The sequence below is a fragment of the Methylobacterium jeotgali genome (assembly GCF_022179345.1).
GTDB lineage: Bacteria > Pseudomonadota > Alphaproteobacteria > Rhizobiales > Beijerinckiaceae > Methylobacterium > Methylobacterium jeotgali.
The window spans coordinates 57,389-80,458 of sequence record NZ_BPQR01000045.1 but is presented as its reverse complement, the minus strand read 5'-3'; the positions used below and the strand labels follow the sequence as shown (position 1 = coordinate 80,458).

Genomic DNA, 23,070 nt, shown 5'->3' with positions numbered 1-23,070 from the left:
TCGCGGGCGAGGCGCTCGGCCTCCGCCACGACGAGGCTGCGGGCGCGGAAGACGGGATCGGAGAGGTCGCGCTCACCGAGGATGCGCGGCCAGTGCTCGGCGGCGATGCGCAGGAAGTCGAGGGTCAGGCCGAAGTAGCGCGAGTACTCGGCCTCGACGGCGCCGGCGATCTCCTCCCAGGGCACGCCCTCGACGGTGAGCGCGTCCATGAGGCCCTCGACGTCGCCGGCGAGCGCCACGGCGTCGGCGGGGGAGGAGGGCACGCCGAAGGGCACGCCCTCGCCGAGCGGCAGCAGCGCCCGGTCGACGCTGCGCGCCCAGGCCTGCACCAGGCCCATGAGCACGAGGCGGCGCTCCAGGGGCGGCATCGAGGGGGCGAGCACGGCCCGCGCGGCGCCCGGCGCACCGCCGGCGGCGATGTCGAACTCGGCGTCGTCGCCCTCGCCCAGCGCGATGAGGCGCGGCAGCAGCGCCGCCCGGCCGAGACGCTCGGCCAGCACCCCGCCGAGCGCGCGCACCGCGCGGCGGGTCGGCAGGTAGAGGGTGACGGCGGCGAGCGCCAGCGGATCGTCGCCGAGGGGTCCGACGAGCCGCCCCGAGACGAGGGCGTCGGCCAGCGTCGGCAGGAAGGGCGCGCCCGGCGGGATCGTGAACAGGCGGGGCTCTGGCATCCGGGTCTCGCGGGGGGACGGGCCCGGCTTAGCGCCTCCGGGAGGACGAGACAAACGGTGAACCTCGGCGCGTCTCAGGTCTCGCGGGCGCTGGCCTTCACCCGCTCCTCGGCCGCCGCGATGGCCTCGGGGGTGCCGACGTGGAGCCACTGCCCGTCGAGGCGCAGGCCGTGGAGGCGGCCCCGCGCGATGGCCCGGTCGAAGAGGAGGTTGAGGGAGAAGGCGCCCTCCGGCGTGTCGGCGAAGATCGCGGGCGTCATGATCGCCACGCCCGCGTAGATGAAGGGCGCCACCGCCCGCTCGCCCCGGCGCTCCAGGCGGCCGTCGGCGTCCATCAGGAAGTCGCCGGCGCCCTCGTAGCCGAGGCTCGTCGCAGTGGGGGCGACGAGGAGGAGCATGTCCATGCTCTCCCCGTCCCAGGCATCGATCAGCCGGGAGAGGTTCGGCGAGGGACCCTCCAGCCAGAAGGAATCGGAGTTGAGCACCACGAAGGGGCCTTCGCCCAAGAGCGGCAGGGCCTTGCGGACGCCGCCGCCGGTCTCGAGAAGCTCGGCCCGCTCGTCGGAGACGGTGATGCGCGGCAGGCCCTCCCGGCGGGCGAGATGACCCTCGAGCAGGTCCGGCAGCCAGTGGACGTTGACCACCGCCTCCGCGATCCCGGCCTCGGCGGCCCGGTCGAGGGCGTGGTCGAGGAGCGCGCGCCCCGCGACCTCGACCAGGGGCTTCGGGAGCGTCGCCGTGACCGGCCGCATCCGCTTGCCGAGCCCCGCGGCCAGCACGAAGGCGCGGGCCACGGCCTGCGACGGAGGGCTCTCGCTCATGCTGGGGTCACTGCCTTGCGCGGCACCGGGGCGGTGCCGAGGCATGGTGGGGAAGCGAGGGCCGGGGTCAAGGGCGGGAACGGCGCAACGATCGAGAGCCAGCGTCCGAGACGGGGCAGGAAGCGGCCGTCATCGAAGGGTCGCTCCGAGTGCCGGCACGGTGCGACCGACGGAATCGATCGTCGAGAACAAATCGGTACGCGGTCGACTTCGAAGCTGATCCGCAATCAGATGGCAGATCAGTCTTCGTCTGGCGAGATGCCCTCTAAAATGTCGCCGTAAGGATCGTGCCGGCTCCTTCGCCGACCACCTTGACGTTCTTGAATCCGGCCGCCTCGAATGCAGTCTTCAAAGCCTGCTGCTCCGCCGTCTCGATGGTCCAGACGTTCATGCTGACCTTTCCGCCCGGAGCCATGACCCTTGCCGCCGCCTGGGTCGCCCTTGGCCAGTTCACGTCGACGTACCGCAGCTTGTTGGAGAACATCTCCCTCACGGAGCCGGCCTCGAACAGTTCTCCCATGTCCTCCATCCCGCCGAGAACATGGTTCGGGATACCCGTCGTCGGGCCTCCCGAATTCGGATTGATCGGGTTGAGGTTGGTCACCTTGCTGTTCTCCGTGCCGCCGCCGACGTTGACCTTTCCGTTGACGGGTTTGATCCGCGGGGCGCCCGCAGCGCGAGCGCCGGCCCGTGAGACGCCGTTCACGCGCTGCCGGCCGACCTTCACCGTCGAAGGAGGGGGAGCACCCGCGGGCATCGCCGGAATGGTGAGAATGAAGGCCACTCCCGCCAGCGCGACGGCGGCAAAGGCCTCGAAGTCGCCGTTCTGTATCTTCAGTGCGGTATCGCGGGCCGCCCAGATGCGCGGCACCGTGGCGGCCGTCATTTTCAAGGGAAAGATGCGCCCACCCCTGCCGAGGCTGCCGCGAACCAGCGCGTCCTGAACCTCCTTCGAGGAGAGATTTTCGTTACTCAGTTCCTTCTCGAAATCGATCTCGATTTCCGTACCGTCGTCGTACGTCATTCTTAGTATACTTGAATAAGCAAATGACTTGTCTGGAGGAATTTTATAGTTCATGTCATACAATTGACTACTAAATTGGTCGACGTACCGGCTCCAAGGTAATTTTGCAATCTCCGGATTGACGGACAGATCCGGCGCGCGGGGCGCAACGGGCGCTTCGATCTTCTTCGCCTGGAAATTTCCGGTTCCGTAATCAGCCGCGTACCAACCGCTCTGCTTCTCGGGAACGATCGGACGATACCAGCTTTCCTTCGTTTCGGAGCCATACCAAGTCAGATTGATCAGCTTGCCGTTCTCAGCCCAGCGACCGTCCCCACCCAGATTATTCAGAGGATCGACCCAGGAAACCTTTCCATCGTCTTCGAAGGTATATATCCATTTCCATTTCTTGAAGGATACCGACCATCGGCCCGCGATCTTATTGCCGTCATCGCTCATTTCCTGCCCCCGCGAGAAATGCTCATGATCTCGATCGCCGCGACATCTGAGGCCATAACTGCCGATGCTGCGCCAAACGACTCGACGTTAGCATCGAGACGGCAAGATTGTGAAGCAGAACGACCGAAACTCTGGAGGCGCGACACGGCGGCCCACATGAGGCGTGTGTGACGGGCGGCCTGGGAGCCGGGCCTGGGCGGAGGGGGCGGCGCGTGATGGGGTGATCGACCGCCTCGTCTCTGCTTTGCACGCCGACCTTGGCCGGCGGATCGAGGCGGTGACGGCATGAGCTGCGGTCGAACGTTTGGCTCCCGCGACGATCAGGAACCGGACCGAGGCTTCTTCAAGCTCTTCGAACGGCGGGGGCGCGAGCGAGCGATGCCCGAGCGGAGAAGAGCCCTTACGCCGTGTTCCCGGCGTCCACCGTCAGCACCGTCCCCGTGACGCTGCGGCCGCCCTCGCCCATCAGGAACTCGACCGCCGCGGCGACGTCCCTGGGTTCGGCGAGCCGGCGCAGGGCGCTGCGGCGGGCGATGCGGGCGCGGTCCTCGTCGTCCATGGAGCGGGTGAGCTCGGTGTCGATGAAGCCCGGCGCCACGGCGTTCACGGTGATGCCGAGATGGCCGACCTCGCGGGCGAGCGACTTCGTGAAGCCGATCATCGAGGCCTTGGTCGCCGCGTAGACGGAGAGCGCCGAGTAGCCCGTCGAGGCGATGATCGAGGACAGGTTGACGATGCGGCCGGCGCCATCCGCCATCATGCCGCGCACCACGAACTTGGTGAGCAGGATCGGCGAGAGCGTGTTGAGGCGGATGAGCGCCTCGATATGCGGGTTCTGCATCGTCGCGAGCAGCCCCTCGGTGCCGATGCCGGCGTTGTTGACGAGGCCGTGGAGCGGCCCGAATTCTTTTCGGACACCTCTCACCAACGGGGCGAGCCCCTCTATGTCGGAAAGGTCAGCGGCGCGGAAATGGATCGCGCCGGCCTCGCGAGCACGGGCCTCCTCGGCCGCCTCCCGCAAGGGCTCGCTCTCGCTGCGGGCGACCGCGATGACCCGGTAGCCGGCGCCCGACAGTCTTTGGGCGATCGCGAGCCCGAGGCCGCGGCTGCCGCCGGTGACGAGGACGGTCTTCTCAGGCATGCGGCCTCGCGAGCTTGCCGGCGGCCGTCATCTCGAGGCTCGCCACGACCTTGAGGAGCGCGGGCACCTTGTGGGGGCTGAGCGCGCTGCGGCAGGCGGCGAGGATCTCGGCCCGCACCTCCGCCTCCGGGGTCTCCGCGGCGCCGGGCTCCAGCACGACGCGGGCGGAGACGACCGCGCCGGTGATCGGGTTGCGCCGGGCCTCCACCAGAGACATGCGCACGAGCGCGTGGCCGTTGATGACCGCCTCGACCTCCTCCGGATGCACCTTCAGGCCGCCGACATTGATGATGCCGCCGCGCCGGCCGACGAAGCGGTAGCGCCCGTCGCGCAGCTCGACCATGTCGCCGGTATCGACGAAGCCGTCCGCGTCCGCGAGCGCCAGCCCCGCCGTGCCGACATAGGCGTCGGCGGTGCGGCCGGAGCGGATGCGCAGGCTCCCGTCCACCACCCGCATCTCGACCTCGGCGCCGGCCCGGCCGACGAACGCCTCCGGGAAGCCCTCGCGCCCGTCCGTCACCTCGAAGCCGACGCCGGCCTCGGTGGAGGCGTAGGCGTGGCCGATGGAGGCGCCCGGATAGGTCTCGCGCAGGCCGTCGAGCACGGCCTGGTCGGCGATCTCGCCGGAGAGGCGGACATAGCCCGGCGCGATGGCGCCCCTGGCCGGCGACATCAGCACCCGGCGCCAGTGGGAGGGCGTGCCGGAGAGATGCGTGACGTCATGGCTCGCGAGCCGGCGCAGATGGTCGGCGACGGGCTCGCCCGCGCTCGACAGCACCAGCGAGCCGGTGCCGACGACGCCGCGCAGGAAGATCTGGAGGCCGCCGTAGCGGCGGATGTCGTAGAAGGTCGCCCAGACCGGCGGCGGCGCATCGGCCGGCGCCAGGCGGATCGCGGCGGTGAGCCCGGCGAGGGTGTGGCGCACGAGCTTCGGCACGCCGGTGGTGCCGGAGGTGAGGAGCAGCCACTCCGTCGCGTACGCAGGCTCCCCGATCGCTTCCTGTGCCGGCAAAAGAGGCCAGCGGCAGGCGACGTGGCGCAGCCCGTCGAGGCCGGGCAGATCGGCCGGGTCGCGGTCGGTGACGAGGGTGTCAGCGCCGGCCCGCTCGGCGATCACCGGCAGGTGCTCGGGCGCGAGGTCGGGCGGGCACAGGACGATCGCGGCGGCGTGCCCGTCGAGGGCGAGCAGGGCCAGCGCCGCCGAGAGCTGGTCGCCGGTGACGAGGAGCACGCGGGCGCCGGAGACCGGGCCGTCGAGCGGCGTCAGCTGCCGCAGATCGGCGAAGGCGAGGCTCCGCTCCGCCCCGTGCAACCGGCGGCCGGGAGCCGCCCCGGCCAGGACCTCGCCGAGGGCGCGCATCTCAGGCGGCCGCGTCGAGGGCGGCGGTCTCGTAGAGGGTGACGAACTCGCCGACCGTGACGGGGAAGACGATCTCGTCGGAGGCGGTGAACGGGTCGACGCCGAGCGCGTCCTCGAGACGGCTCACGAGGATCGCGAAGCAGAGCGAGTCGAGACCCGACTCGAGGAGGACCAGATCGTCGTCGAGGGCGGGGAGCACCTTCTCCTGCTCGCGGGCCACCTGGGCGATGGTGTCGTAAACGATGCTGCGGGTCGACATGGGCTGAGATCCCGAAATTCCGAAGATCTCGACGCTATGATCGGCGGGGATCGACTTCAAGCATTCGGCGGATTCATGGTGAATATCAGCAATGATGCGATCTCATCGTGGAAGACCCCGCAAATCGCCAGCAAGTCGTTGGCAGACCGGGGTGACGGGGAACGCTCTGCGACCGCAGTGACGGACGCTTAACCAAATTCGGCGAGGCTCGGGCGGCTCATGGTGGACAGGAGCCCACGCATGCTCGACGGCCGAAAGACCTCTCCCGACCGCGCGCCGGCGGCCAAGGCCACGGGCCCCGGGCTCGCCGCGGACGTCCGCCGCCATCTCGGCGAGACCCTGAAGGATGCCTATGCCGGCAGGCCGCCGGAGCCGGTCGACGCCCGGCTCAAGAGCCTGATCGAGCGGCTCGACGGCGCCAAGCGGTAGGGACGCCTCAGTCGACGGCGACGGCGACGAGGGAGAACAGGCCGGCGAGCACGAGATTGCCGGCGAGGATGAGCGCGATCACGGTCATGGTCGTTGGTCTTGCGGTTCGAGGTGGAGCCAGGTCGCTCCGGCCGCCCTTCTAGGACGCGGCCCGCGAGCGGGAGGTGCGCCAGCACCCCTAGCCGCCGCCGCTTAAGCGATTGCCCCCATCGCTCCCTCCGTCACGCGGGCGCTCGCGTCAGGGTTGACGCATCCCTGACGGCATCTCCCGAACTTGTGCAGGGACCCGAACCGGTCCAAGCTCGTTAACGGATCGTTAAGGAAGCTTGGCGGGGCCGGCGCGGCCCCGGTCCTGGGGAGAGAGACCCATGGCACAGGTGTCGATCGCCGGCGCGGTCACGGCGGCCTCCGGCCTGTTCCGCTTCGCCGGGTGGAACCCGCCCCGGATCGCGCCTCTCGCGGCGGCGATCCCGGAGGAGCCGGAGGACGCGCCCATCTCCCGCGAGGACGAGGAGGCCCTGCTCGGCGCCGTCGAGAACGCGCTGCGCGAGGCGGGCTACCTCGATTCCTGAGCACGGCGGCAGACATTATCCCCGCACTGCGTCATGTGCAGGGCAGATGTTCTTTCTAAAGAACAGTCAGCTGTGAGACGAACCGTCCCCGATTGGCGCGCGCTCTAGGTTTTCGTTCCATACGCGAGCGCAGAGTCGGCTTCCGGGAGATTTGAGGGCCTGCAGCACCTGCATTCGGCTCGCCCTCGATGCTTGACAACGTTCTGTAAAAAGAACGACATCCGCAGCAGACGGCCTGCCCTACCGGGCGGACGCGACGCGGAGAATGACGTGAGCACGAGACACGAGACCAAGCCTGGCCGCCGCTCCCTGCTGACGGGGCTTGCGCTGGCCGCCTGCCTCGCGGCGGCGCCCGCGATGGCGGCCGAGACCGCGCTCCTCAACGTCTCCTACGACCCGACCCGCGAGCTCTACCGCGACATCAACACCGCGTTCGCCGAGTACTGGAAGGCCAAGACCGGGGAGACCGTGACGGTGCGCGCCTCCCATGGCGGCTCCGGCTCCCAGGCGCGCACGGTCATCGACGGGGTGGACGCCGACGTGGTGACGCTCGGCATCCCCTCGGACATCGACGCCATCGCCAAGCTGACCAAGAAGATCCCCGCCGACTGGCGCCAGAGGCAGCCGAACGAGGGCCTGCCCTACACCTCGACCGTGGTGTTCCTCGTCCGCAAGGGCAACCCGAAGGGCATCAAGGACTGGGACGACCTCGCCAAGCCCGACATCAAGGTCATCACCCCGAACCCGAAGACCTCCGCTGGCGGGCGCTGGAACTTCCTCGCCGCCTGGGGCTACGCCTACACCAAGGACAAGGACGCGGAGAAGGCCAACGCCTTCGTCGGGCAGCTCTACAAGAACGTGCCCGTCCTCGACACCGGCGCCCGCGGCTCGACCGTGACCTTCGCCCAGCGCGGCCTCGGCGACGTGCTGCCGGCCTGGGAGAACGAGGCCTTCCTCGTGTTCGACGAGTTCGGACGGGACAAGTTCGACATCGTGGTGCCGCCGACCTCGATCTACGCGGAGCCGCCGGTGGCCCTCGTCGATGCCAACGTCGACCGCAAGGGCACCCGCAAGCAGGCCGAGGGCTACCTCGCCTTCCTCTACACGGACCAGGCGCAGGCGATCTTCGCCAAGCACCACTACCGGCCGAGCAAGCGCGAGGCCGCCAAGAAGGAGGATCTCGCCCTCCTGCCCGAGATCAAGCTCTTCAAGATCGAGGATCTCCAGGGCAACTGGGACGACATCCAGAAGAACTTCGACAATGGCGGCCTGTTCGACCAGCTGAGCAAGGCCGGCCGCTAGCCCTCTTCCGATCGCCGGCCGCCCCTTCCATGGGCGGCCGGCAACCTTCACCCGTCTCGCGCGCTGTCCTCGCGCGCCCGAACTCCAGCCCCCGGACTCCCATGGTCGAGACTCTCCGGCCGAGACGGCGCTTCCGGCAGCCGAGCGTGATCCCCGGCTTCGGCCTCACCTTCGGCTACGCGCTCACCTGCCTCGGCCTCGTCGTGCTGCTGCCGCTGGCCGCCCTCGTCGCCCGCGCCTCGGGGCTCGGCCTCTCCGGCATCCTCGAGGTGGCGAGCGACCCGCGGGTGGCGAGCGCCCTCAAGGTCAGCTTCGGGGTGTCGCTCGTCGCCGCCCTCGTCGCCTCGGTCTTCGGCTTCCTGGTGGCCTGGGTGCTGACCCGCTACCGCTTCCCCGGACGGCGCCTCGTCGACGCGGTCGTCGACCTGCCCTTCGCCCTGCCCACCGCGGTGGCCGGCATCGCGCTGGCCTCCCTCTACGCCCCCAACGGCCTCGTCGGTGAGCAGCTGGAAAAGATCGGCATCAAGGCCGCCTACACGCCGGTCGGTATCTTCATCGCCATGGTCTTCATCGGGCTGCCCTTCGCGGTGCGCACGGTGCAGCCGCTGATCGCGGAGATCGACAAGGAGATCGAGGAGGCCTCGGCGACGCTCGGCGCCACCCGCTGGCGGACCCTGACCCGCGTGGTGCTGCCGCCGCTGATCCCGGCGGTGCTCACCGGCTTCGCGCTCGCCTTCGCCCGGGGCGTCGGCGAGTACGGCTCGATCATCTTCATCGCCGGCAACCTGCCCTACGTGTCGGAGATCGCGCCGCTGCTCATCGTCATCAAGCTCTCCGAGTTCGACTACGGGGGCGCGGCGGCCATCGCCACGATCATGCTGGCGATCTCCTTCCTGACGCTCCTTCTCATCAACCTGATCCAGGCCTGGAGCCGGCGGAGGTTCGGCTATGTCTGAGACGCTCGTTCCCGCAAGCTTCGCGGCCGCGGACAGGGCGGCCGCGCCCCCGGCGAGCGTCGTCACCGAGGGCGGCTCGGTGCGCTGGCTGCTCACCGGCGTCGCGATCCTGTTCCTCGCCCTGTTCCTGGTGCTGCCGCTGGTCACGGTCTTCGCCCAGGCCTTCGCCAAGGGGTTCGACGCCTACCTCGCCGCCTTCCGCGAGCCCGACGCCTGGAGCGCGATCCGGCTGACGCTCACGGTCGCGGCGATCGCCGTGCCCTTCAACCTCGTCTTCGGGGTGGCCGCCTCCTGGGCGATCGCCAAGTTCGAGTTCGTGGGCAAGAGCCTGCTGATCACGCTCATCGACCTGCCCTTCTCGGTCTCGCCGGTGGTCTCGGGGCTGATCTACGTGCTGCTGTTCGGCTCGCAGGGGCTGTTCGGCGTCTTCCTCGCCGAGCACGGCATCCAGATCCTGTTCGCGCTGCCGGGCATCGTGCTCGCCACGATCTTCGTGACCTTCCCCTTCGTCGCCCGCGAGCTGATCCCGCTCATGCAGGAGCAGGGCACCGCCGAGGAGGAGGCCGCCCTGACGCTCGGCGCCTCCGGGTTCCACACCTTCCTCACGGTGACGCTGCCCAACATCCGCTGGGGCCTGCTCTACAGCGTGCTGCTCTGCAATGCCCGGGCGATGGGCGAGTTCGGGGCGGTGTCGGTGGTCTCCGGCCACATCCGCGGCCTCACCAACACGATCCCTCTCCACGTGGAGATCCTCTACAATGAGTACAACTTCGTCGCCGCTTTCGCCGTCGCCACCGTTCTCGCCGGCCTCGCCCTCGTCACGCTCGTCATCAAGTCCGTCCTCGAGTGGCGCTACGCGGACGAGCTCGCGTCAGGCCGGGCTCACTAGCGGCGTGCCCACCGCGATCCGCGTCGAGGGCCTCTCGAAGACCTTCGACACGGCGGCCGTCCTCCACGACCTCAGCCTCGATGTGCGGGCGGGCGAGCTCATCGGCCTGCTCGGCCCCTCGGGCTCGGGCAAGACGACGCTGCTGCGCATCATCGCCGGGCTCGACTTCCCCGACCGCGGGCGCATCCTGTTCGGGGGCGACGACGCCACGGGCCTCCCCGTGCAGAAGCGGGCGGTGGGCTTCGTGTTCCAGCACTACGCCCTGTTCAAGCACATGACCGTCGCCGACAACATCGCCTACGGGCTCAACGCGAGGGCGCGCTCCGAGCGGCCGCCGCAGGCGGAGATCCGGCGGCGCGTCGGCAACCTCCTCGACCTGATCCGGCTCTCGGGCTTCGCAGACCGCTACCCCTCGCAGCTCTCCGGCGGCCAGCGCCAGCGCATCGCGCTCGCCCGCGCGCTCGCCGTCGAGCCCCGCGTGCTGCTCCTCGACGAGCCCTTCGGGGCGCTCGACGCCCAGGTCCGCAAGGACCTGCGCCGCTGGCTGCGCGAGATCCACGACCGTACCGGCCAGACCACGATCTTCGTCACCCACGACCAGGACGAGGCGCTCGAGCTCTCCGACCGGGTCGCGGTGCTCGACAAGGGCCGGCTCGAGCAGGTCGGCACCCCGGACGAGGTCCAGGACACGCCGGTCTCGGCGACCGTGCTGCGCTTCCTCGGCGACTCGATCGAGGTCGAGGCGATCGCCGAGGGCGGGCGGGTGCTGGTGGCCGGCCACCCGACGCCGGTCGCCGCGCCGAGCGGCCTCATCGGCCCCGTGACGCTGCACGTGCGCCCCTGGCAGCTCCAGTTCGTGGAGCCGGCCCAGGCCCATCTCTCGGGCACCGTGCGCTCCTCCTACCGCAGCCAGGGCCGCCAGCGCATCGAGGTCGATCGCGGCGCGGAGAAGCCGCTCGTGGTCGAGGACACCGACGGCGAGCGCTACGAGGCCGGCCGCCCGGTGGGCCTGCGCATCAACGGCGGCTACGTCTTCGCCTGATCCCTCCGGAGCCGCGCTCGCCGAAACCCGGCGGGCCGTCTATGGAGCGGCGTCCCCCATCGAACGGCCAGGCCCGCGACCCATGACCGACGCCCCCCGCCCCGACGTGCTCGCCGCGATCGGCCGGACGCCGCTGATCCGGCTCGCTCGGGCCTCGCAGGAGACCGGCTGCACCATCCTCGGCAAGGCGGAGTTCCTGAACCCCGGTCTCTCCGTGAAGGACAGGGCGGCGCTGTTCATCGTGCGCGACGCCGAGGCCCGCGGCCTGCTGCGGCCCGGCGGCACCATCGTCGAGGGCACCGCCGGCAACACGGGCATCGGCCTGGCGCTGGTGGCGAGCGTGCTCGGCTACCGCACCCTCATCGTCATCCCCGAGACCCAGTCCGAGGAGAAGAAGCAGACCCTGCGGCTCGCGGGCGCGCAGCTCGTGGAGGTGCCGGCGGTGCCCTTCTCGAACCCCAACAACTACGCCCGCGTCGCCAGGCGGCTGGCCGAGCGCCTCGCCGAGACCGAGCCGAAGGGCGCCTTCTTCGCCGACCAGTTCGACAACACCGCCAACCGCCGGGCCCATGTCGAGGGCACCGGGCCGGAGATCTTCGAGGCGACGGACGGCGCAGTCGACGGCTTCATCTGCGCGGCGGGGACCGGCGGCACGCTCGCCGGCATCGCCGAGGCGCTGCGCGCCCGCAAGCCCGAGGTGAAGATCGCGCTCGCCGACCCCGAGGGCTCGGCGCTCCACGCCCACTACACGACGGGCACCCTCAAGGCCGAGGGCTCCTCGATCACCGAGGGCATCGGCCAGGGGCGCGTCACCGGCAACCTCGCGGGCTTCACGCCGGACCTGTCCTTCCGCGTGCCGGACACCGAGGCGCTGGGCCACGTCTTCCGGCTGATGCGCGAAGAAGGCCTGTCGCTCGGGGGCTCGTCGGGCATCAACGTCGCCGGCGCGGTGCGCCTCGCCCGGGAGCTCGGGCCCGGCCACACCATCGTGACGATCCTCTGCGACGGGGCGGCGCGCTACGCCTCGAAGCTCTTCAACCCAAGTTTCCTGCGCGAGCGCGGACTGCCCGTGCCGGAGTGGATCGAGGCGCCGCCGCGGCCGATTCCGGACTGGCGGGCCTGACGGCGAAGCTTATTACGTCGCCCCGTGAACGATCATCCCACCTGCGACGTTTGATCCCCCGAGCCGATGCAGCAAGCGCGGCCGAGCGAAAGGACCATCGATGTCGCTGACCACCATTCTCCTCATCATCCTGATCCTGATCGTGCTCGGCGGCGGCAACTTCCTGGGCGGGGGCGCCTATCGCGGTCCGAGCTTCGGCCTCGGCGGTCTGCTCGTCATCATCCTGATCGTGCTGCTCCTCACCGGGCGGATCTGAGGCGCGCTCCGCCGAACCGGGCGCCGGCTCGGCGGAGGAGAGCGCGGCGAGACAGAGACCTGGAGCCGCACCCGATCGGATACGGCTCTAGCGCCGGCAAACCACAGCCATGACGGCGCCGCCGAGGCGTCCGGCAACCGCGCCGAGGCTCGCCGTCTCGGCAGCCGGCGCGGGGGCGGCCGCGATCCCGTGAGCGGCCAGGAAGCCGGCGAGCGCGGAGGCCGGTAGCAGGGCGTGGCTCATCGGCGGCGCGATGCCCGCGACGAGCCGCACCTGCGCGGGAAACCGCGCCACGACCCCGACGAGCGCGCCGGAGCGGTCGAAGACCGGCGCGCCCGCCGATCCGGGCTGGAGCGGCGCCTGCAAGCGCCCGCCCTCGACGAGGGCGCCCGGCGCGGCCTGCACCTCCGTGCCGTCGGAAGCGAGCGTCACCAGCGCCTCGCCGACGGCCGGCGGAGCGCCGCGCGGCGCGGGCGCAACGGCCTTCGCCGCCGAGCCCACCTCCAGCAGGGCGAGGCCGGTGCCCGGATCGCTCGCCGCGATGCGGGCCGGCGCGGCGCCGACGAACGTCGCCGGGCAGTTCTCGACCGCCGCCGCCGCCGTCAGCACCCGCCCCGGCGCCACGACGAGCCCCGTGCCGGCCGGCGCCCTCGCGGGGCCGGGCATGAATCCCGGCGTCGGAGCCGGCACGCCGGGCCGGACGCCCGGCAGCGGCGCCGCCTGGGGTGATGCGCCCGCCTGCGAGGCCATGCCCGTGCGCGGCGCCGTCCCGATCTGCGCCGTCGCGGCGGTCTGTGACGCGGCCGGGCCCGGCACTGGCGCGACCGGCGTGCCGGCAGCCGGAAACGGCTCGAAGCTGTTGGCGATGGCGATGACGAGCCGGTCGGCCTCCCCCGCGAGCGCCTTGTCGTAGGCGACGACGAAGCCGCGCACGGTCTCCGGTCCCGCCGCGTGGCGGATGTAGAAGCGGCCCTCGGCGGTGTCCCCGGTGACGACGAAGAAGTCCGGCCGCTTGAGCTTGTAGGTGATCTTGCGCCCCGGCACCGGCGCGATCGTGCGCTCGAACAGGGCGTCGAGATCGGTCTCGCCGGGCGCGGCGGAGCGCGTCTCCAGGGTGATGCGCCCGTCCGCGCTCTGCCAGCGGGTGCCGCCGGGCAGGGCCGTACGCTTCGGCAGCCGCGCCTCGGGGACGCCGATCACCACGCCGCTCGCCGGATCGGTGCGGAGGCTGAACCGCGCGGCGCGGCGCGCGGCCTCCGCCGCGGCGAGGATGCCGGCGCGGGCCCGGGCGTCGAGGGTCTCGCCGGGCCGGTTCTCGCGGGTGCGCCAGGCGAGGATCGCGTCGTAGGTGCGCCGCCCGAAGGCGCCGTTGATGACGCTGTTGTAGTCGCCGGTCCAGACGAGGGCGTCCTGCAGCGCCCTGCGCTCGGCCTCGGGCAGGGCCTCGAAGGCGGATCTCGCCGCCTCGAAGGCCGGATCGGGGGCGGGCGCGGGCTTCGGCTTCGGCGGCGCCGGGGGACGGGCCTGCGGCGCCGCCGGGCCTGGAAGAGGCCACTGCGCGCATGCGGGTCCCGCGGCGAGACCGGCAACCGCCAGCACGCCGATCCCGAGGAGTGCGCCGCGCGCCGCTGCCGTCATCATCGAATCCTTTGCCATCCGGCCGAGCCTGTCAGGGTCGGCAGGCGAAGGCCAGGGCGTCGCTCCGGAGCCTCGCCCCTCTCGTGAGGCAGCGCACCCATCGCCGCGCTCACCTCGGGCGCCGCCGTTGCGGCGGGCGCGGCAGGTGATACCGTCCGCCGCCCTCGCGATGGGCCCCGCCGACTCGGGGCCTCCGTGAGATGGCCGTGCCGGGGACCGGCGGGCCGCGAGGGGAGCGGAGGGGATCATGCTGGCATCGTCACGGCTCGGCGGCCTCGTGTCGGGGCTCGCGCTGGCAATCTGCCTCGCCCTTCCCGCCTCGGCGCAGCTTCAGATGCCGACGCCGGCAGCCCCGGCGCCTCGGGCCGCACCGGCCGTCCCGGCCCGCCCGGCGCCGCCCCCGAAGAAGACCTTCCAGCGGGAGGGGCTCGCCAGTGACGCGGTGCGCCTCGAAGCGGCCCTCAAGGACGAGGCCGCAGCCTCCGGGCCGGTGCGCGCGGCGAAGCAGGCGCGCGACGCCGGCGAGGCGCTGCTCGCCAACGACAAGGCGGACGCCGCCCTCAAGCCCCTGACCGGGGCGGTCGCCGCCGATCCGGGCGATCCGCGAAACTGGCTCGCCTACGCCCGCGCCGCGAGCACCGCCGCGGCGAACGAGGAGAACAAGGACTACGCCGCCAAGAACCGGCTCGGCCGCCGGGCGCTGGCGGCCGCCTTCCGCGCCTACCAGCGGGCCGCAGCGGGACAGCCGGAGGGCGAGGCGCTCGCCCAGCTCGCGCGCCTCTACGCCGACCGCAGCGAGTACCGCGACGCCATGGAGACCTACCGGGCGAGCCTCGCGGCGAGCGACGATTCGGGCGTGCGCGAGGACTACGAGGCGCTGCGGGCCGAGCACGGCTTCCGCATCCTCGACTACAAGGTCGATTCCGACGCCGCCTCGCCGCGGGTCTGCTTCACCCTCTCCGAGCCGGTCGCGGCGAAGGCGGACCTCAGCCCCTACGTCGCGGTCTCCGGCGCGACGAACGCCGCCGTGATGGCCGAGGGCAGCCAGGTCTGCGTCGACGGGCTCAAGCACGGCAGCCGCTACGCCTTCGTCCTGCGCGAGGGCCTGCCCTCCAACGTACCGGGCGAAGGGCTGACGAAGGCCTCCGACTACGAGGTCTACGTTCGCGACCGCTCGCCCCAGGCGCGCTTCACCGGCCGCAACTACGTCCTGCCCCGCACCGGACAGGCGGGGGTGCCCCTCGTCTCGGTGAACGCGCCCAAGCTCGACGTCGAGGTGCTGCGCATCGGCGACCGCAACCTGCTGCCCTCGCTGCGTTCGGAGGAGTTCCTCAACCAGCTCTCGGGCTCGACCGCCCGGACCATCGCCGAGCAGAAGGGCGTGCGGGTCTGGAAGGGCAGCCTCGACACGGCCAAGGCCGAGCAGAACCAGGAGGCCGTCACCGCCTTCCCCGTGCTCCAGGCGGTCGGCAAGCTCGAGCCCGGCATCTACGTGATGCTGGCGCAACCGAGCGGCGCCGCCTCAGCCTCCGACGAGGAAGGGGGCGGCTACGAGCAACAGGCGACGCAGTGGTTCGTGGTCTCGGACCTCGGGCTCACCGCCTTCAAGGGCCCTGACGGGGTGCACGTCTTCCTGCGCTCGCTGGCCGGCGCGCAGGCCGTCTCCGGGGCCGAGGTGCGGCTCATCGCCCGCAACAACGAGGTGCTGGGTACGGCGAAGACCGACGGCAAGGGCCACGCCGCCTTCGCAGCCGGCTTGGCGCGGGGCGAGGGCGGCATCGCGCCGGGGCTCGTCGTGGCGCAGCTCGGCGACGATTACGGCTTCCTCGACCTGTCGCTCTCGGCCTTCGACCTCACCGACCGCGGCGTGAAGGGCCGCACCGCCACCGGCACGGTCGAGGCCTACGTCTTCCCCGAGCGGGGCGTCTACCGCTCCGGCGAGACCGTGCAGATCACTGCCCTCCTGCGGGACGCGCAGGGCGTCGCGGTGCCGAACCTGCCCCTGACCCTCGTCGTGAAGCGGCCGGACGGGGTCGAGTATCGACGCGCGCAGTTGGCCGACGAGGGGCTCGGCGGGCGCGCCTTCTCGTTGCCGCTGCTGTCGGGGGCGATGCACGGCACCTGGCGCATCCAGGCCTTCACCGACCCGAAGGCGCCGGCGATCGGCGAGGCGAGCTTCCTGCTGGAAGACTACGTGCCCGAGCGCCTGGAGGTGAACCTCACCCCGAAGACGCCGAGCCTCGCCAAGGGCGAGCCCGCCCGGATCGACGTCGCCGCCCGCTACCTCTACGGCGCGCCGGGCGCCGGGCTCGAGGTGTCCGGCAGCGTCACGCTCCAGGCGGCGGCCGCACCCGGCATCAAGGGGCTTGAGGGCTTCTCCATCGGCCTCGACGACGAGAGCGTCGAGGCGAGCGCGAAGGAGATCGAGTCCCGCGCCACGACCGACGCCAAGGGCAACGCCACGATCACCGTGCCCGTCGAGGCGTCGAGCGCGCCCCGCGCCATGGAGGCGAAGATCACGCTGGCGGTCGGCGAGCCCGGCGGGCGGGCGCTCTCGCGCAGCCTGACCCTGCCGATCCTGCCCGACGCGCCGGTGCTGGCGATCCGCAAGGGCTTTTCGGGCGACCTTCAGGAAGGGGGGCTCGCCAGCTTCGATCTCGTGATGGCCGCGCCGGACGGACGGCGCCTGGCCCAGGCCGGCGTCGTCTGGACGCTCTCGCGGATCGAGCAGAACTACCAGTGGTACCGCGCGGATGGGCGCTGGTCCTTCGAGCCGGTGAAGTCCGTGCGTCGGATCGCAGACGGCAAGGCCGACATCTCCGGCGACGCTCCCGCCCGTATCGGCGCGCCCGTGACCTTCGGCCAGTACCGCCTGGAGGCGAGCGTGCCCGGCAGGCCGGGGGCGGCGGCGAGCGTGACCTTCCAGGTCGGCTGGTCCGGCGGCCAGACGGCGGATGTGCCGGACCTCCTCGAGCTCACCCTCGACAAGCCGGCCTACGCGGCGGGCGACACGTTGCGCGCTCGCCTGGGCTCCAGGTTCAAGGGCACGGCGACGCTGGCGGTCGTCTCCGACCGGGTCCACGAGACCCTCGACGTGAGCGTGGCGGAGGGCGGCACCACCGTCACCCTTCCCGTCAAGGCGGAGTGGGGCGCGGGCGCCTACCTCGTCGCCACCGCCTACCGGCCCCTCGACCAGGCGGCCAAGCGCCAGCCCGGCCGCGCGCTCGGCCTCGCCTGGTTCTCCGTGGACCGGGATAAGCGCGGCCTCGGCGTCTCCGTGGCCGCCCCCGAGCGCACGCGGCCCCGGCGGGACCTGACGCTGCCCGTGAAGGTCGCCGGTCTGGCTTCAGGCGAGGAGGCGCGGGTGACGGTGGCGATGGTCGATGTCGGCATCCTCAACCTCACCCGCTACGAGGCGCCGAACCCCTTCGCCCATTTCTTCGGGCAGAAGGCACTCGGGCCTGAGATCCGCGACGTCTACGGCTACCTGATCGACGGCATGCAGGGCACGCTCGGCGCCATCCGCTCCGGCGGCGACGGCGGCGGGGGCGAGCTCGCCGACGCGCCTCCGACCCAGGCGCCGCTCGCCCTCTATTCCGGTGTCGTGAAGGTCGGTCCGGACGGCACCGCGCAGGTGACCTTCCCGCTGCCCGCCTTCAACGGCACCGGCCGGGTGATGGTCACGGCCTGGAGCGGGAGCCGCGTGGGCCAGGCGCAGGCCGACGTGATCGTGCGCGACCCCGTGGTCGTCGCCGGCACCCTGCCGCGCTTCCTCAACACCGGCGACCGCTCGCGCTTCCTCGTCGCCCTCGACAACGTCGAGGGGCAGGCGGGCGAGTACACGATCGACCTCGACCTCTCGGGCCCGATGCTCGTCGGCGCCGGGGCCGCCCACCGCACCGTGCGGCTGGAGGCCAGCGGCAAGGCACAGGTGGCGATTCCCGTCACCGCCGCCGGGCCGGGGATCGCCCGCATCGACCTCGCCCTGTCGGGGCCGGGGCTGGAGGCCGGCGTCGGCCAGAGCTTCCGGGTCGCGGTCTCGCCGGGGACGGGGGCGCTGCTGCGCCGCTCCGTGCGCCCGCTGGAGCCCGGCGCGACGCTCAACCTCGGGCCCGATCTCCTCGCCGACGTGCTGCCCGGCACCGGCACGGTCTCCGTCTCGGCCTCGGCGCTGCCGGGGCTCGACGTGCCGGGCCTGCTCCAGGCGCTCGACCGCTACCCTTATGGCTGCTCCGAGCAGATCGTCAGCCGGGCGATGCCGCTCCTCTACGTCAACAAGCTCGCCGCGAACGACCGCCTCGCCCTCGACGAGAGCGCCGACATCCGCATCCGCGAGAGCATCGAGCGGGTGCTCGCCCGCCAGGATTCGAGCGGCGATTTCGGGCTGTGGTCTGCGTCCGGCGCCAACGACCTCTGGCTCGCCTCCTACGTCACCGACTTCCTCACCCGGGCCCGCGAGCGGGGCTTCGCGGTTCCGCAGAGCGCGATGGCGAGCGCGCTGGACCGCCTGCGCAACGCGGTCGCCAACACCACCGAGGTGCGGGACGGCGGCATGGACCTCGCCTACGCGGCCTACGTGCTCGCCCGGAACGGCCGGCCCGTGATGGGCGACCTGCGCTACCTCTCCGACACCAAGATCGGCGACTTCTCGACGCCCCTCGGGCGCGGGCAGATCGCGGCGGCCCTCGCCCTGCTCGGGGACCGGGGCCGGGCGGCCAAGACCTTCGAGTCAGCCCTGCAATCGCTTCGCAGCGGCGGGCGCGACAAGGGGAGCTACCGGGCCGATTACGGCTCCCGCCTGCGCGACGGGGCCGCGATCCTGGCGCTCGCCGCCGAGACCGGCTTCACCCGCGAGGCGCTCCAGCCCGTGGCCGCCGTGCTCGGCGAGGAGCAGGCGTCGGGCCGACCCTCCAGCACCCAGGAGAACGCCTGGATGGTGCTCGCCGCGCAGGGGCTGACGAAGGAATCGGAGACGCTCGCCTTCCGCGTCGACGGCGCCTCCGAGAAGGGCCAGCTCGCCCGCAGCTACCGCGGCCCGGCGCTCGATGCCAAGCCCGTGGCGATCGTCAACGAGGGCACCGCGCCCGCGCAGGTCTCGGTCAGCGTCGCCGGCAACCCGGTGGCGCCGGAGCCGGCGGAGTCGCGGGGCTACACGATCGAGCGCAGCTATCACCGCATCGACGGCAGCGCCGTCGACCTGACGCGGGGCGTGCGCCAGAACGAGCGCCTCGCGGTGGTGCTTAAGGTGACGGAGGCCAAGGCCAGCGCCGGGCGCCTCCTCCTCGTCGACCGCCTGCCGGCGGGACTCGAGATCGACAACCCGAAGCTCCTCGACGCTGACGCCCTCCAGGGCCTCGCCTTCGCAAAGAGCGACGTGCAGCCGGTCCACAGCGAGTTCCGGGACGACCGCTTCGTCGCCGCCTTCGAGCGGACGCCGGAGCAATCCGCCTTCTTCACGGCGGCCTACACGGTGCGGGCGGTCTCGCCGGGCACCTACGTGCACCCCGGCGCCTCGATCGAGGACATGTACCGCCCCGAGCGCTTCGGCCGCACCGGCTTCGGCACGCTCGAGGTGACGGACGCGAAGTGAGCGCGCACGGGAATCCCCCTCCCCCCCTTACGGGGGAGGGTGGCCCGCGAAGCGGGTCGGGAGAGGGGAGCGCCGCCTCCGGAGAGGTCGCTCCCCTCTCCCGACCCTCGCTGACGCGAGGGCCACCCTCCCGCGTAAGGGGGGGAGGGAGACGCGCTCTGACGGTCTGCGCCCTGATCATCGGGCTCGCGGTTTCCGCCTCCGGCCTCGCCCTTTGGCAGTTCTCCAAAAACCTCCCGCCCCTCGATCTCGGCCCGGCCTCGCTGCGCTCGACGGTGGTGCTCGACCGGAGCGGCGGCCTGCTGCGCCCCTTCGCCACCGCCGACGGGCGCTGGCGGCTGCCGCTTTCTGCCGGGAACGTCGACCCGCGCATGCTCGCCATGCTGACGGCCTACGAGGATCGGCGCTTCGACAGCCACTACGGCGTCGACCCCCGCGCGGTGGCCCGCGCCGCCTGGCAGTGGCTGCGCCACGGGCGCATCGTCTCGGGGGGCTCGACCCTCTCGATGCAGGTCGCCCGCCTCGTCGAGCCGCGGCCCGAGCGCTCGCTGGCCCAGAAGCTCCGCCAGGGGCTGCGGGCGATCGAGCTGGAGCGGCGCCTCGGCAAGCGCGGCGTGCTGGAGCTCTACCTCGCGCTCGCCCCCTATGGCGGCCCCGTCGAGGGGTTGCGGGCGGCGAGCTTCGCCTATTTCGGCCGCGAGCCCGCCCGGCTCTCCTCGGCCGAGGCGGCGCTTCTCGTGTCGTTGCCCCAGAGCCCGGAGGCCCGCCGGCCTGACCGCTTTCCCGCCGCTGCGAAGCGCGCCCGCGACCGGGTGCTCGATATCGCCGCTGCCAGCGGTGTCCTCACCCGCGAGGAGGCCCGCGCCGCCAAGGCCGAACCGGTCCCACACGGAAAAAAACCCTTTCCGATGATCGCGGCGCACGCCGCCGAGGAGGCGGTGGCGGCCGACCCGCAGGCGGGCTCGATCCGGCTCACCCTCGACGGCCGCCTGCAGGCGAGCCTGGAGACGCTGGCGACCGAACGGGCCGCGGCGGCCGGCCCCGGCCTCTCGGCGGCGATCCTGGTGATCGACAACGCGAGCGGCGCCGTCCTCACCCATGTCGGCAGCCCCGGCTATCTCGACGCCTCGCGGCGGGGCGCCATCGACATGACGCGGGCGCTGCGCTCGCCGGGCTCGGCGCTCAAACCCTTCATCTACGCACTCGCCTTCGAGTCCGGCATCGCCCACCCGGAGACGCTCCTGGAGGACCGTCCGGTCCGCTACGCGGCGAGCTACGCGCCGGAAAACTTCGATCTCACCTACCAGGGCACGGTGAGCGCCCGGCGCGCCCTCCAGCTCTCCCTCAACGTGCCCGCGGTGGAGCTGCTGGAGGCGGTCGGCCCCGCCCGACTCATCGCGCGGCTGCGGTCGGCCGGCGCCGGGATCGCCCTGCCGCGGGACGCCGCGCCGGGGCTCCCCGTGGCGCTGGGCGGGCTCGGCATCACGCTCACCGACGCCGCACGGCTCTTCTCAGGGCTGGCGCGGGGCGGCAGCGTGCCGGACCTCCTGCGCCGCGCCGATCTCCCGCCCCCGGTGCCAACGCTCCGGGCCGACATCGCCGAGTCGGTGGCCGCCTGGTACGTCGCCGACGCGCTGCGGGGCGCGCCGCCCCCCGAGAACGCCCTGCCGAACCGGATCGCCTACAAGACCGGCACCTCCTACGGCTACCGCGACGCCTGGGCGATCGGCTTCGACCGGCGCATCACTGTGGCCGTCTGGGTCGGGCGGGCGGACGGGGCGGCGGTGCCGGGCCTCGTCGGGCGGGTCACCGCCGCGCCGATCCTGTTCGACGCCTTCAGCCGCTACGGCGGCGAGCCTGAGCCGATCGCCCGCCCCCGCGACGCGCTGATCGCAGGTAACCTCGCCCTGCCGCCCCCCTTGCGCCACCTGCGCAAGGACGGGCTCGCGGCCTCGGGCGGGGCGACGCCGCTGCGCATCGCCTACCCGCCGGACGGGGCGCGCATCGATCTCGGCCTCGCCGGGACGCCGGCGGAGGCGGCCCATCTCGCCCTCAAGGCGCTCGGCGGCGTGCCGCCGCTGACCTGGCTCGTCGACAGCCGCCCCGTCGCCGAGAGCGCGCGGCGGCAGGCGGACTGGGCGCCGGAGGGGGCCGGCTTCGCGCGGATCTCGGTGATGGACGCGGCCGGGGCCAGCGACAGCGTGGTCGTGCGCCTCGAGTAGCGGGCGTCACGAAGCGTCAACCCTGCGGATTAGCTTGCCCGCAACCGGTCCCCGTGCACGATGATACGGTCGGCCCGAAGGGGGCCGGACCAACGCCACCACAGGACTTCTCTCCCATGCTCCGGCATCTCATCGCGGGCGCGGCTCTGCTCGCCCTCACCACGACCGCGCGCGCCGACATGGTCGCGGGCTGGGACGTCACCCCGAAGCCCGACGACGGCATCTGCTCCGTCCAGTACAACTACATCGACAAGGACGACGGCAACGCCCGCAACGCAGTCAACTTCACCTTCGCCAAGAAGGGCAAGGAGCTCGCCCTGATCATGGTGTTCGGCTACGGCAAGTGGGAGTGGACCAAGGGCGAGACGGCCAAGGCCGATCTCCTCGTCGACGACACCGTCGAGCAGCGCGCCGTGAAGTGGGAGGCCACCGACAAGACGGTGCTGCTCGGCACCTTCACGGACCCGGAGGGGCTCCTCAAGTCGATCGGCTCGGGCTCCGACATCGGCCTGCGCTTCGACGGCGACAAGGACAACGAGGCCTGGTTCAAGACCCCGAACGTCGGCCAGGCGCTCGGCGCCGTGCAGATCTGCCTCAATCAGGTGAAGTAGCCGCCTGCGCGTCCCGCGGCCGTATCAGGCCGCGGGCGCCGCTCGGCCGGGCCCGGCCTGCGCCGAGGATGCGGCGTTGAGGAGCAGCGCGATCTCGCGGCCGGCGCTCGCCACGCGCTCAGCGACGACCGAATCGACCACCTCTCCGGCGACGATCTCGTCGGCTCCGGCATAGACCGAGGTCGGCGCGATGTGGGCCGCGAAGAAGCCGAAGAGCGGGCGCAGCCCGTGCTCCACGACGAGCGCGTGGCGCAGGCCCCCGCCGGTGGCGGTGAGCGCCACGGGCTTTCCGGCGAGCGCCGTGGCGCCCACGAAATCGAAGACGTGCTTGAACAGGCCCGAATAGGAGCCCTGGTGGACGGGCGTGCCGACGATGAGCGCGTCGGCGCCCTCGATCGCCTCGATCATGCGCGCGGCCGGCAGCGGCAGAGCCGCCCGGCTCGACACCGCGAGGCCGGGACCGGCATCGAGCAGGTCGAAGACCTTGAGATGGACGCGGCGATGGCGTTCGACCTCGGCCGCCACCGCCTCGACGAGGCCACGGGTGCGGGAGGGACGGTTGGAGCTCGCCGAGAAGGCGACGAGGCGGGGCAGGGACAAGGCTCACTCCTCCCGTCGACGGGCCGGCGGAGACCGGCCTCAAGCGAGATACGGTGATTCCAGCCGTCTGCAAGACGCGGGCGCGGCATTCTCGTACCGAAACGAGACGCCGGGCCCCTCCGAAGA

18 protein-coding genes and 1 pseudogene are annotated in these 23,070 nt (G+C 72.0%); 11 read left to right on the top strand and 8 right to left on the bottom strand.

Annotation, left to right across the window (positions count from 1 at the left end):
• From MFF04_RS14110 to MFF04_RS14085, 6 genes and pseudogenes are all read right to left on the bottom strand, one after another.
• Nucleotides 1-671, bottom strand: a pseudogene (locus MFF04_RS14110) (double-strand break repair protein AddB); the annotation flags it as partial.
• Nucleotides 672-745: 74 nt separating this feature from the next.
• Entirely contained in the window at nt 746-1,492 is a 747-nt protein-coding gene (locus MFF04_RS14105) for a nucleotidyltransferase family protein (RefSeq protein ID WP_238276650.1), read from the bottom strand.
• A gap of 265 nt (nt 1,493-1,757) precedes the next feature.
• Complete coding sequence (locus tag MFF04_RS14100) at nt 1,758-2,954, bottom strand: hypothetical protein (RefSeq protein ID WP_238276649.1); 1,197 nt, start codon at nt 2,952-2,954, stop codon at nt 1,758-1,760.
• A 400-nt stretch (nt 2,955-3,354) separates the two neighbouring features.
• Nucleotides 3,355-4,095: an SDR family NAD(P)-dependent oxidoreductase gene (locus tag MFF04_RS14095; protein WP_238276648.1), complete on the bottom strand. Its 741-nt coding sequence runs from the start codon at nt 4,093-4,095 to the stop codon at nt 3,355-3,357.
• Nucleotides 4,088-5,455 (bottom strand): class I adenylate-forming enzyme family protein, encoded by a 1,368-nt coding sequence (locus tag MFF04_RS14090; protein ID WP_238276646.1) that lies wholly within the window; start codon nt 5,453-5,455, stop codon nt 4,088-4,090. Before MFF04_RS14090 ends, MFF04_RS14095 begins: the two co-directional genes overlap by 8 nt.
• Nucleotide 5,456: 1 nt before the next feature.
• Complete coding sequence (locus MFF04_RS14085; RefSeq protein ID WP_238276644.1) at nt 5,457-5,714, bottom strand: phosphopantetheine-binding protein; 258 nt, start codon at nt 5,712-5,714, stop codon at nt 5,457-5,459.
• 240 nt (nt 5,715-5,954) lie between these two features.
• On the opposite strand from MFF04_RS14085, the gene MFF04_RS14080 reads away from it, so the two are divergent.
• The 8 genes from MFF04_RS14080 to MFF04_RS14045 all read left to right on the top strand — a co-directional run bounded on the left by MFF04_RS14080 (nt 5,955) and on the right by MFF04_RS14045 (nt 12,283).
• Entirely contained in the window at nt 5,955-6,143 is a 189-nt protein-coding gene (locus MFF04_RS14080; protein ID WP_238276642.1) for a hypothetical protein, read from the top strand.
• Between the two features lie 368 nt (nt 6,144-6,511).
• Nucleotides 6,512-6,715 (top strand): hypothetical protein, encoded by a 204-nt coding sequence (locus MFF04_RS14075; RefSeq protein ID WP_238276641.1) that lies wholly within the window; start codon nt 6,512-6,514, stop codon nt 6,713-6,715.
• Between the two features lie 270 nt (nt 6,716-6,985).
• Complete coding sequence (locus MFF04_RS14070; protein ID WP_373320065.1) at nt 6,986-8,017, top strand: sulfate ABC transporter substrate-binding protein; 1,032 nt, start codon at nt 6,986-6,988, stop codon at nt 8,015-8,017.
• A gap of 101 nt (nt 8,018-8,118) precedes the next feature.
• Nucleotides 8,119-8,973: a sulfate ABC transporter permease subunit CysT gene (gene cysT / locus MFF04_RS14065; protein ID WP_238276639.1), complete on the top strand. Its 855-nt coding sequence runs from the start codon at nt 8,119-8,121 to the stop codon at nt 8,971-8,973.
• Entirely contained in the window at nt 8,966-9,862 is an 897-nt protein-coding gene (gene cysW / locus MFF04_RS14060) for a sulfate ABC transporter permease subunit CysW (RefSeq protein ID WP_238276637.1), read from the top strand. The genes cysT and cysW overlap by 8 nt, the downstream gene beginning before the upstream one ends.
• Nucleotides 9,863-9,866: 4 nt before the next feature.
• A complete protein-coding gene (locus MFF04_RS14055; protein WP_238276635.1) occupies nt 9,867-10,904 on the top strand; it encodes a sulfate/molybdate ABC transporter ATP-binding protein in 1,038 nt (345 codons plus the stop codon).
• 82 nt (nt 10,905-10,986) lie between these two features.
• A complete protein-coding gene (locus MFF04_RS14050) occupies nt 10,987-12,027 on the top strand; it encodes a cysteine synthase A (RefSeq protein ID WP_238276633.1) in 1,041 nt (346 codons plus the stop codon).
• A 100-nt stretch (nt 12,028-12,127) separates the two neighbouring features.
• Complete coding sequence (locus MFF04_RS14045) at nt 12,128-12,283, top strand: DUF3309 domain-containing protein (protein WP_238276632.1); 156 nt, start codon at nt 12,128-12,130, stop codon at nt 12,281-12,283.
• 87 nt (nt 12,284-12,370) lie between these two features.
• Here MFF04_RS14045 and MFF04_RS14040 read toward each other — a convergent pair whose 3' ends face one another.
• Complete coding sequence (locus MFF04_RS14040) at nt 12,371-13,924, bottom strand: S1 family peptidase (protein WP_238276630.1); 1,554 nt, start codon at nt 13,922-13,924, stop codon at nt 12,371-12,373.
• A gap of 244 nt (nt 13,925-14,168) precedes the next feature.
• Between MFF04_RS14040 and MFF04_RS14035 the strand changes: the two genes are divergently transcribed.
• The 3 genes from MFF04_RS14035 to MFF04_RS14025 all read left to right on the top strand — a co-directional run bounded on the left by MFF04_RS14035 (nt 14,169) and on the right by MFF04_RS14025 (nt 22,344).
• Nucleotides 14,169-19,511 carry an alpha-2-macroglobulin family protein gene (locus MFF04_RS14035; RefSeq protein ID WP_238276628.1) on the top strand — a complete coding sequence of 1,781 codons (5,343 nt, stop codon included), beginning with the start codon at nt 14,169-14,171 and terminating at the stop codon, nt 19,509-19,511.
• Between the two features lie 110 nt (nt 19,512-19,621).
• Nucleotides 19,622-21,733, top strand: coding sequence for a penicillin-binding protein 1C (gene pbpC / locus MFF04_RS14030; protein WP_502692906.1), 2,112 nt, complete (start codon nt 19,622-19,624; stop codon nt 21,731-21,733).
• A 116-nt stretch (nt 21,734-21,849) separates the two neighbouring features.
• A complete protein-coding gene (locus MFF04_RS14025) occupies nt 21,850-22,344 on the top strand; it encodes a hypothetical protein (RefSeq protein WP_238276626.1) in 495 nt (164 codons plus the stop codon).
• A gap of 24 nt (nt 22,345-22,368) precedes the next feature.
• Here MFF04_RS14025 and MFF04_RS14020 read toward each other — a convergent pair whose 3' ends face one another.
• Entirely contained in the window at nt 22,369-22,944 is a 576-nt protein-coding gene (locus MFF04_RS14020; RefSeq protein ID WP_373320064.1) for an NAD(P)H-dependent oxidoreductase, read from the bottom strand.
• Between the last annotated feature and the right edge of the window lie 126 nt (nt 22,945-23,070).

Excerpts from the sequence above, each read along its gene's own strand:
- MFF04_RS14100 (WP_238276649.1), bottom strand. The coding sequence starts at position 2,954 with ATGAGCGATGACGGCAATAAGATCGCGGGCCGATGGTCGGTATCCTTC.
- MFF04_RS14035 (WP_238276628.1), top strand. The coding sequence starts at position 14,169 with ATGCTGGCATCGTCACGGCTCGGCGGCCTCGTGTCGGGGCTCGCGCTG.
- cysW (WP_238276637.1), top strand. The coding sequence starts at position 8,966 with ATGTCTGAGACGCTCGTTCCCGCAAGCTTCGCGGCCGCGGACAGGGCG.
- MFF04_RS14045 (WP_238276632.1), top strand. The coding sequence starts at position 12,128 with ATGTCGCTGACCACCATTCTCCTCATCATCCTGATCCTGATCGTGCTC.
- MFF04_RS14050 (WP_238276633.1), top strand. The coding sequence starts at position 10,987 with ATGACCGACGCCCCCCGCCCCGACGTGCTCGCCGCGATCGGCCGGACG.
- MFF04_RS14080 (WP_238276642.1), top strand. The coding sequence starts at position 5,955 with ATGCTCGACGGCCGAAAGACCTCTCCCGACCGCGCGCCGGCGGCCAAG.
- MFF04_RS14095 (WP_238276648.1), bottom strand. The coding sequence starts at position 4,095 with ATGCCTGAGAAGACCGTCCTCGTCACCGGCGGCAGCCGCGGCCTCGGG.
- cysT (WP_238276639.1), top strand. The coding sequence starts at position 8,119 with ATGGTCGAGACTCTCCGGCCGAGACGGCGCTTCCGGCAGCCGAGCGTG.
- MFF04_RS14105 (WP_238276650.1), bottom strand. The coding sequence starts at position 1,492 with ATGAGCGAGAGCCCTCCGTCGCAGGCCGTGGCCCGCGCCTTCGTGCTG.
- MFF04_RS14040 (WP_238276630.1), bottom strand. The coding sequence starts at position 13,924 with ATGATGACGGCAGCGGCGCGCGGCGCACTCCTCGGGATCGGCGTGCTG.
- MFF04_RS14025 (WP_238276626.1), top strand. The coding sequence starts at position 21,850 with ATGCTCCGGCATCTCATCGCGGGCGCGGCTCTGCTCGCCCTCACCACG.
- MFF04_RS14085 (WP_238276644.1), bottom strand. The coding sequence starts at position 5,714 with ATGTCGACCCGCAGCATCGTTTACGACACCATCGCCCAGGTGGCCCGC.
- MFF04_RS14075 (WP_238276641.1), top strand. The coding sequence starts at position 6,512 with ATGGCACAGGTGTCGATCGCCGGCGCGGTCACGGCGGCCTCCGGCCTG.
- MFF04_RS14090 (WP_238276646.1), bottom strand. The coding sequence starts at position 5,455 with ATGCGCGCCCTCGGCGAGGTCCTGGCCGGGGCGGCTCCCGGCCGCCGG.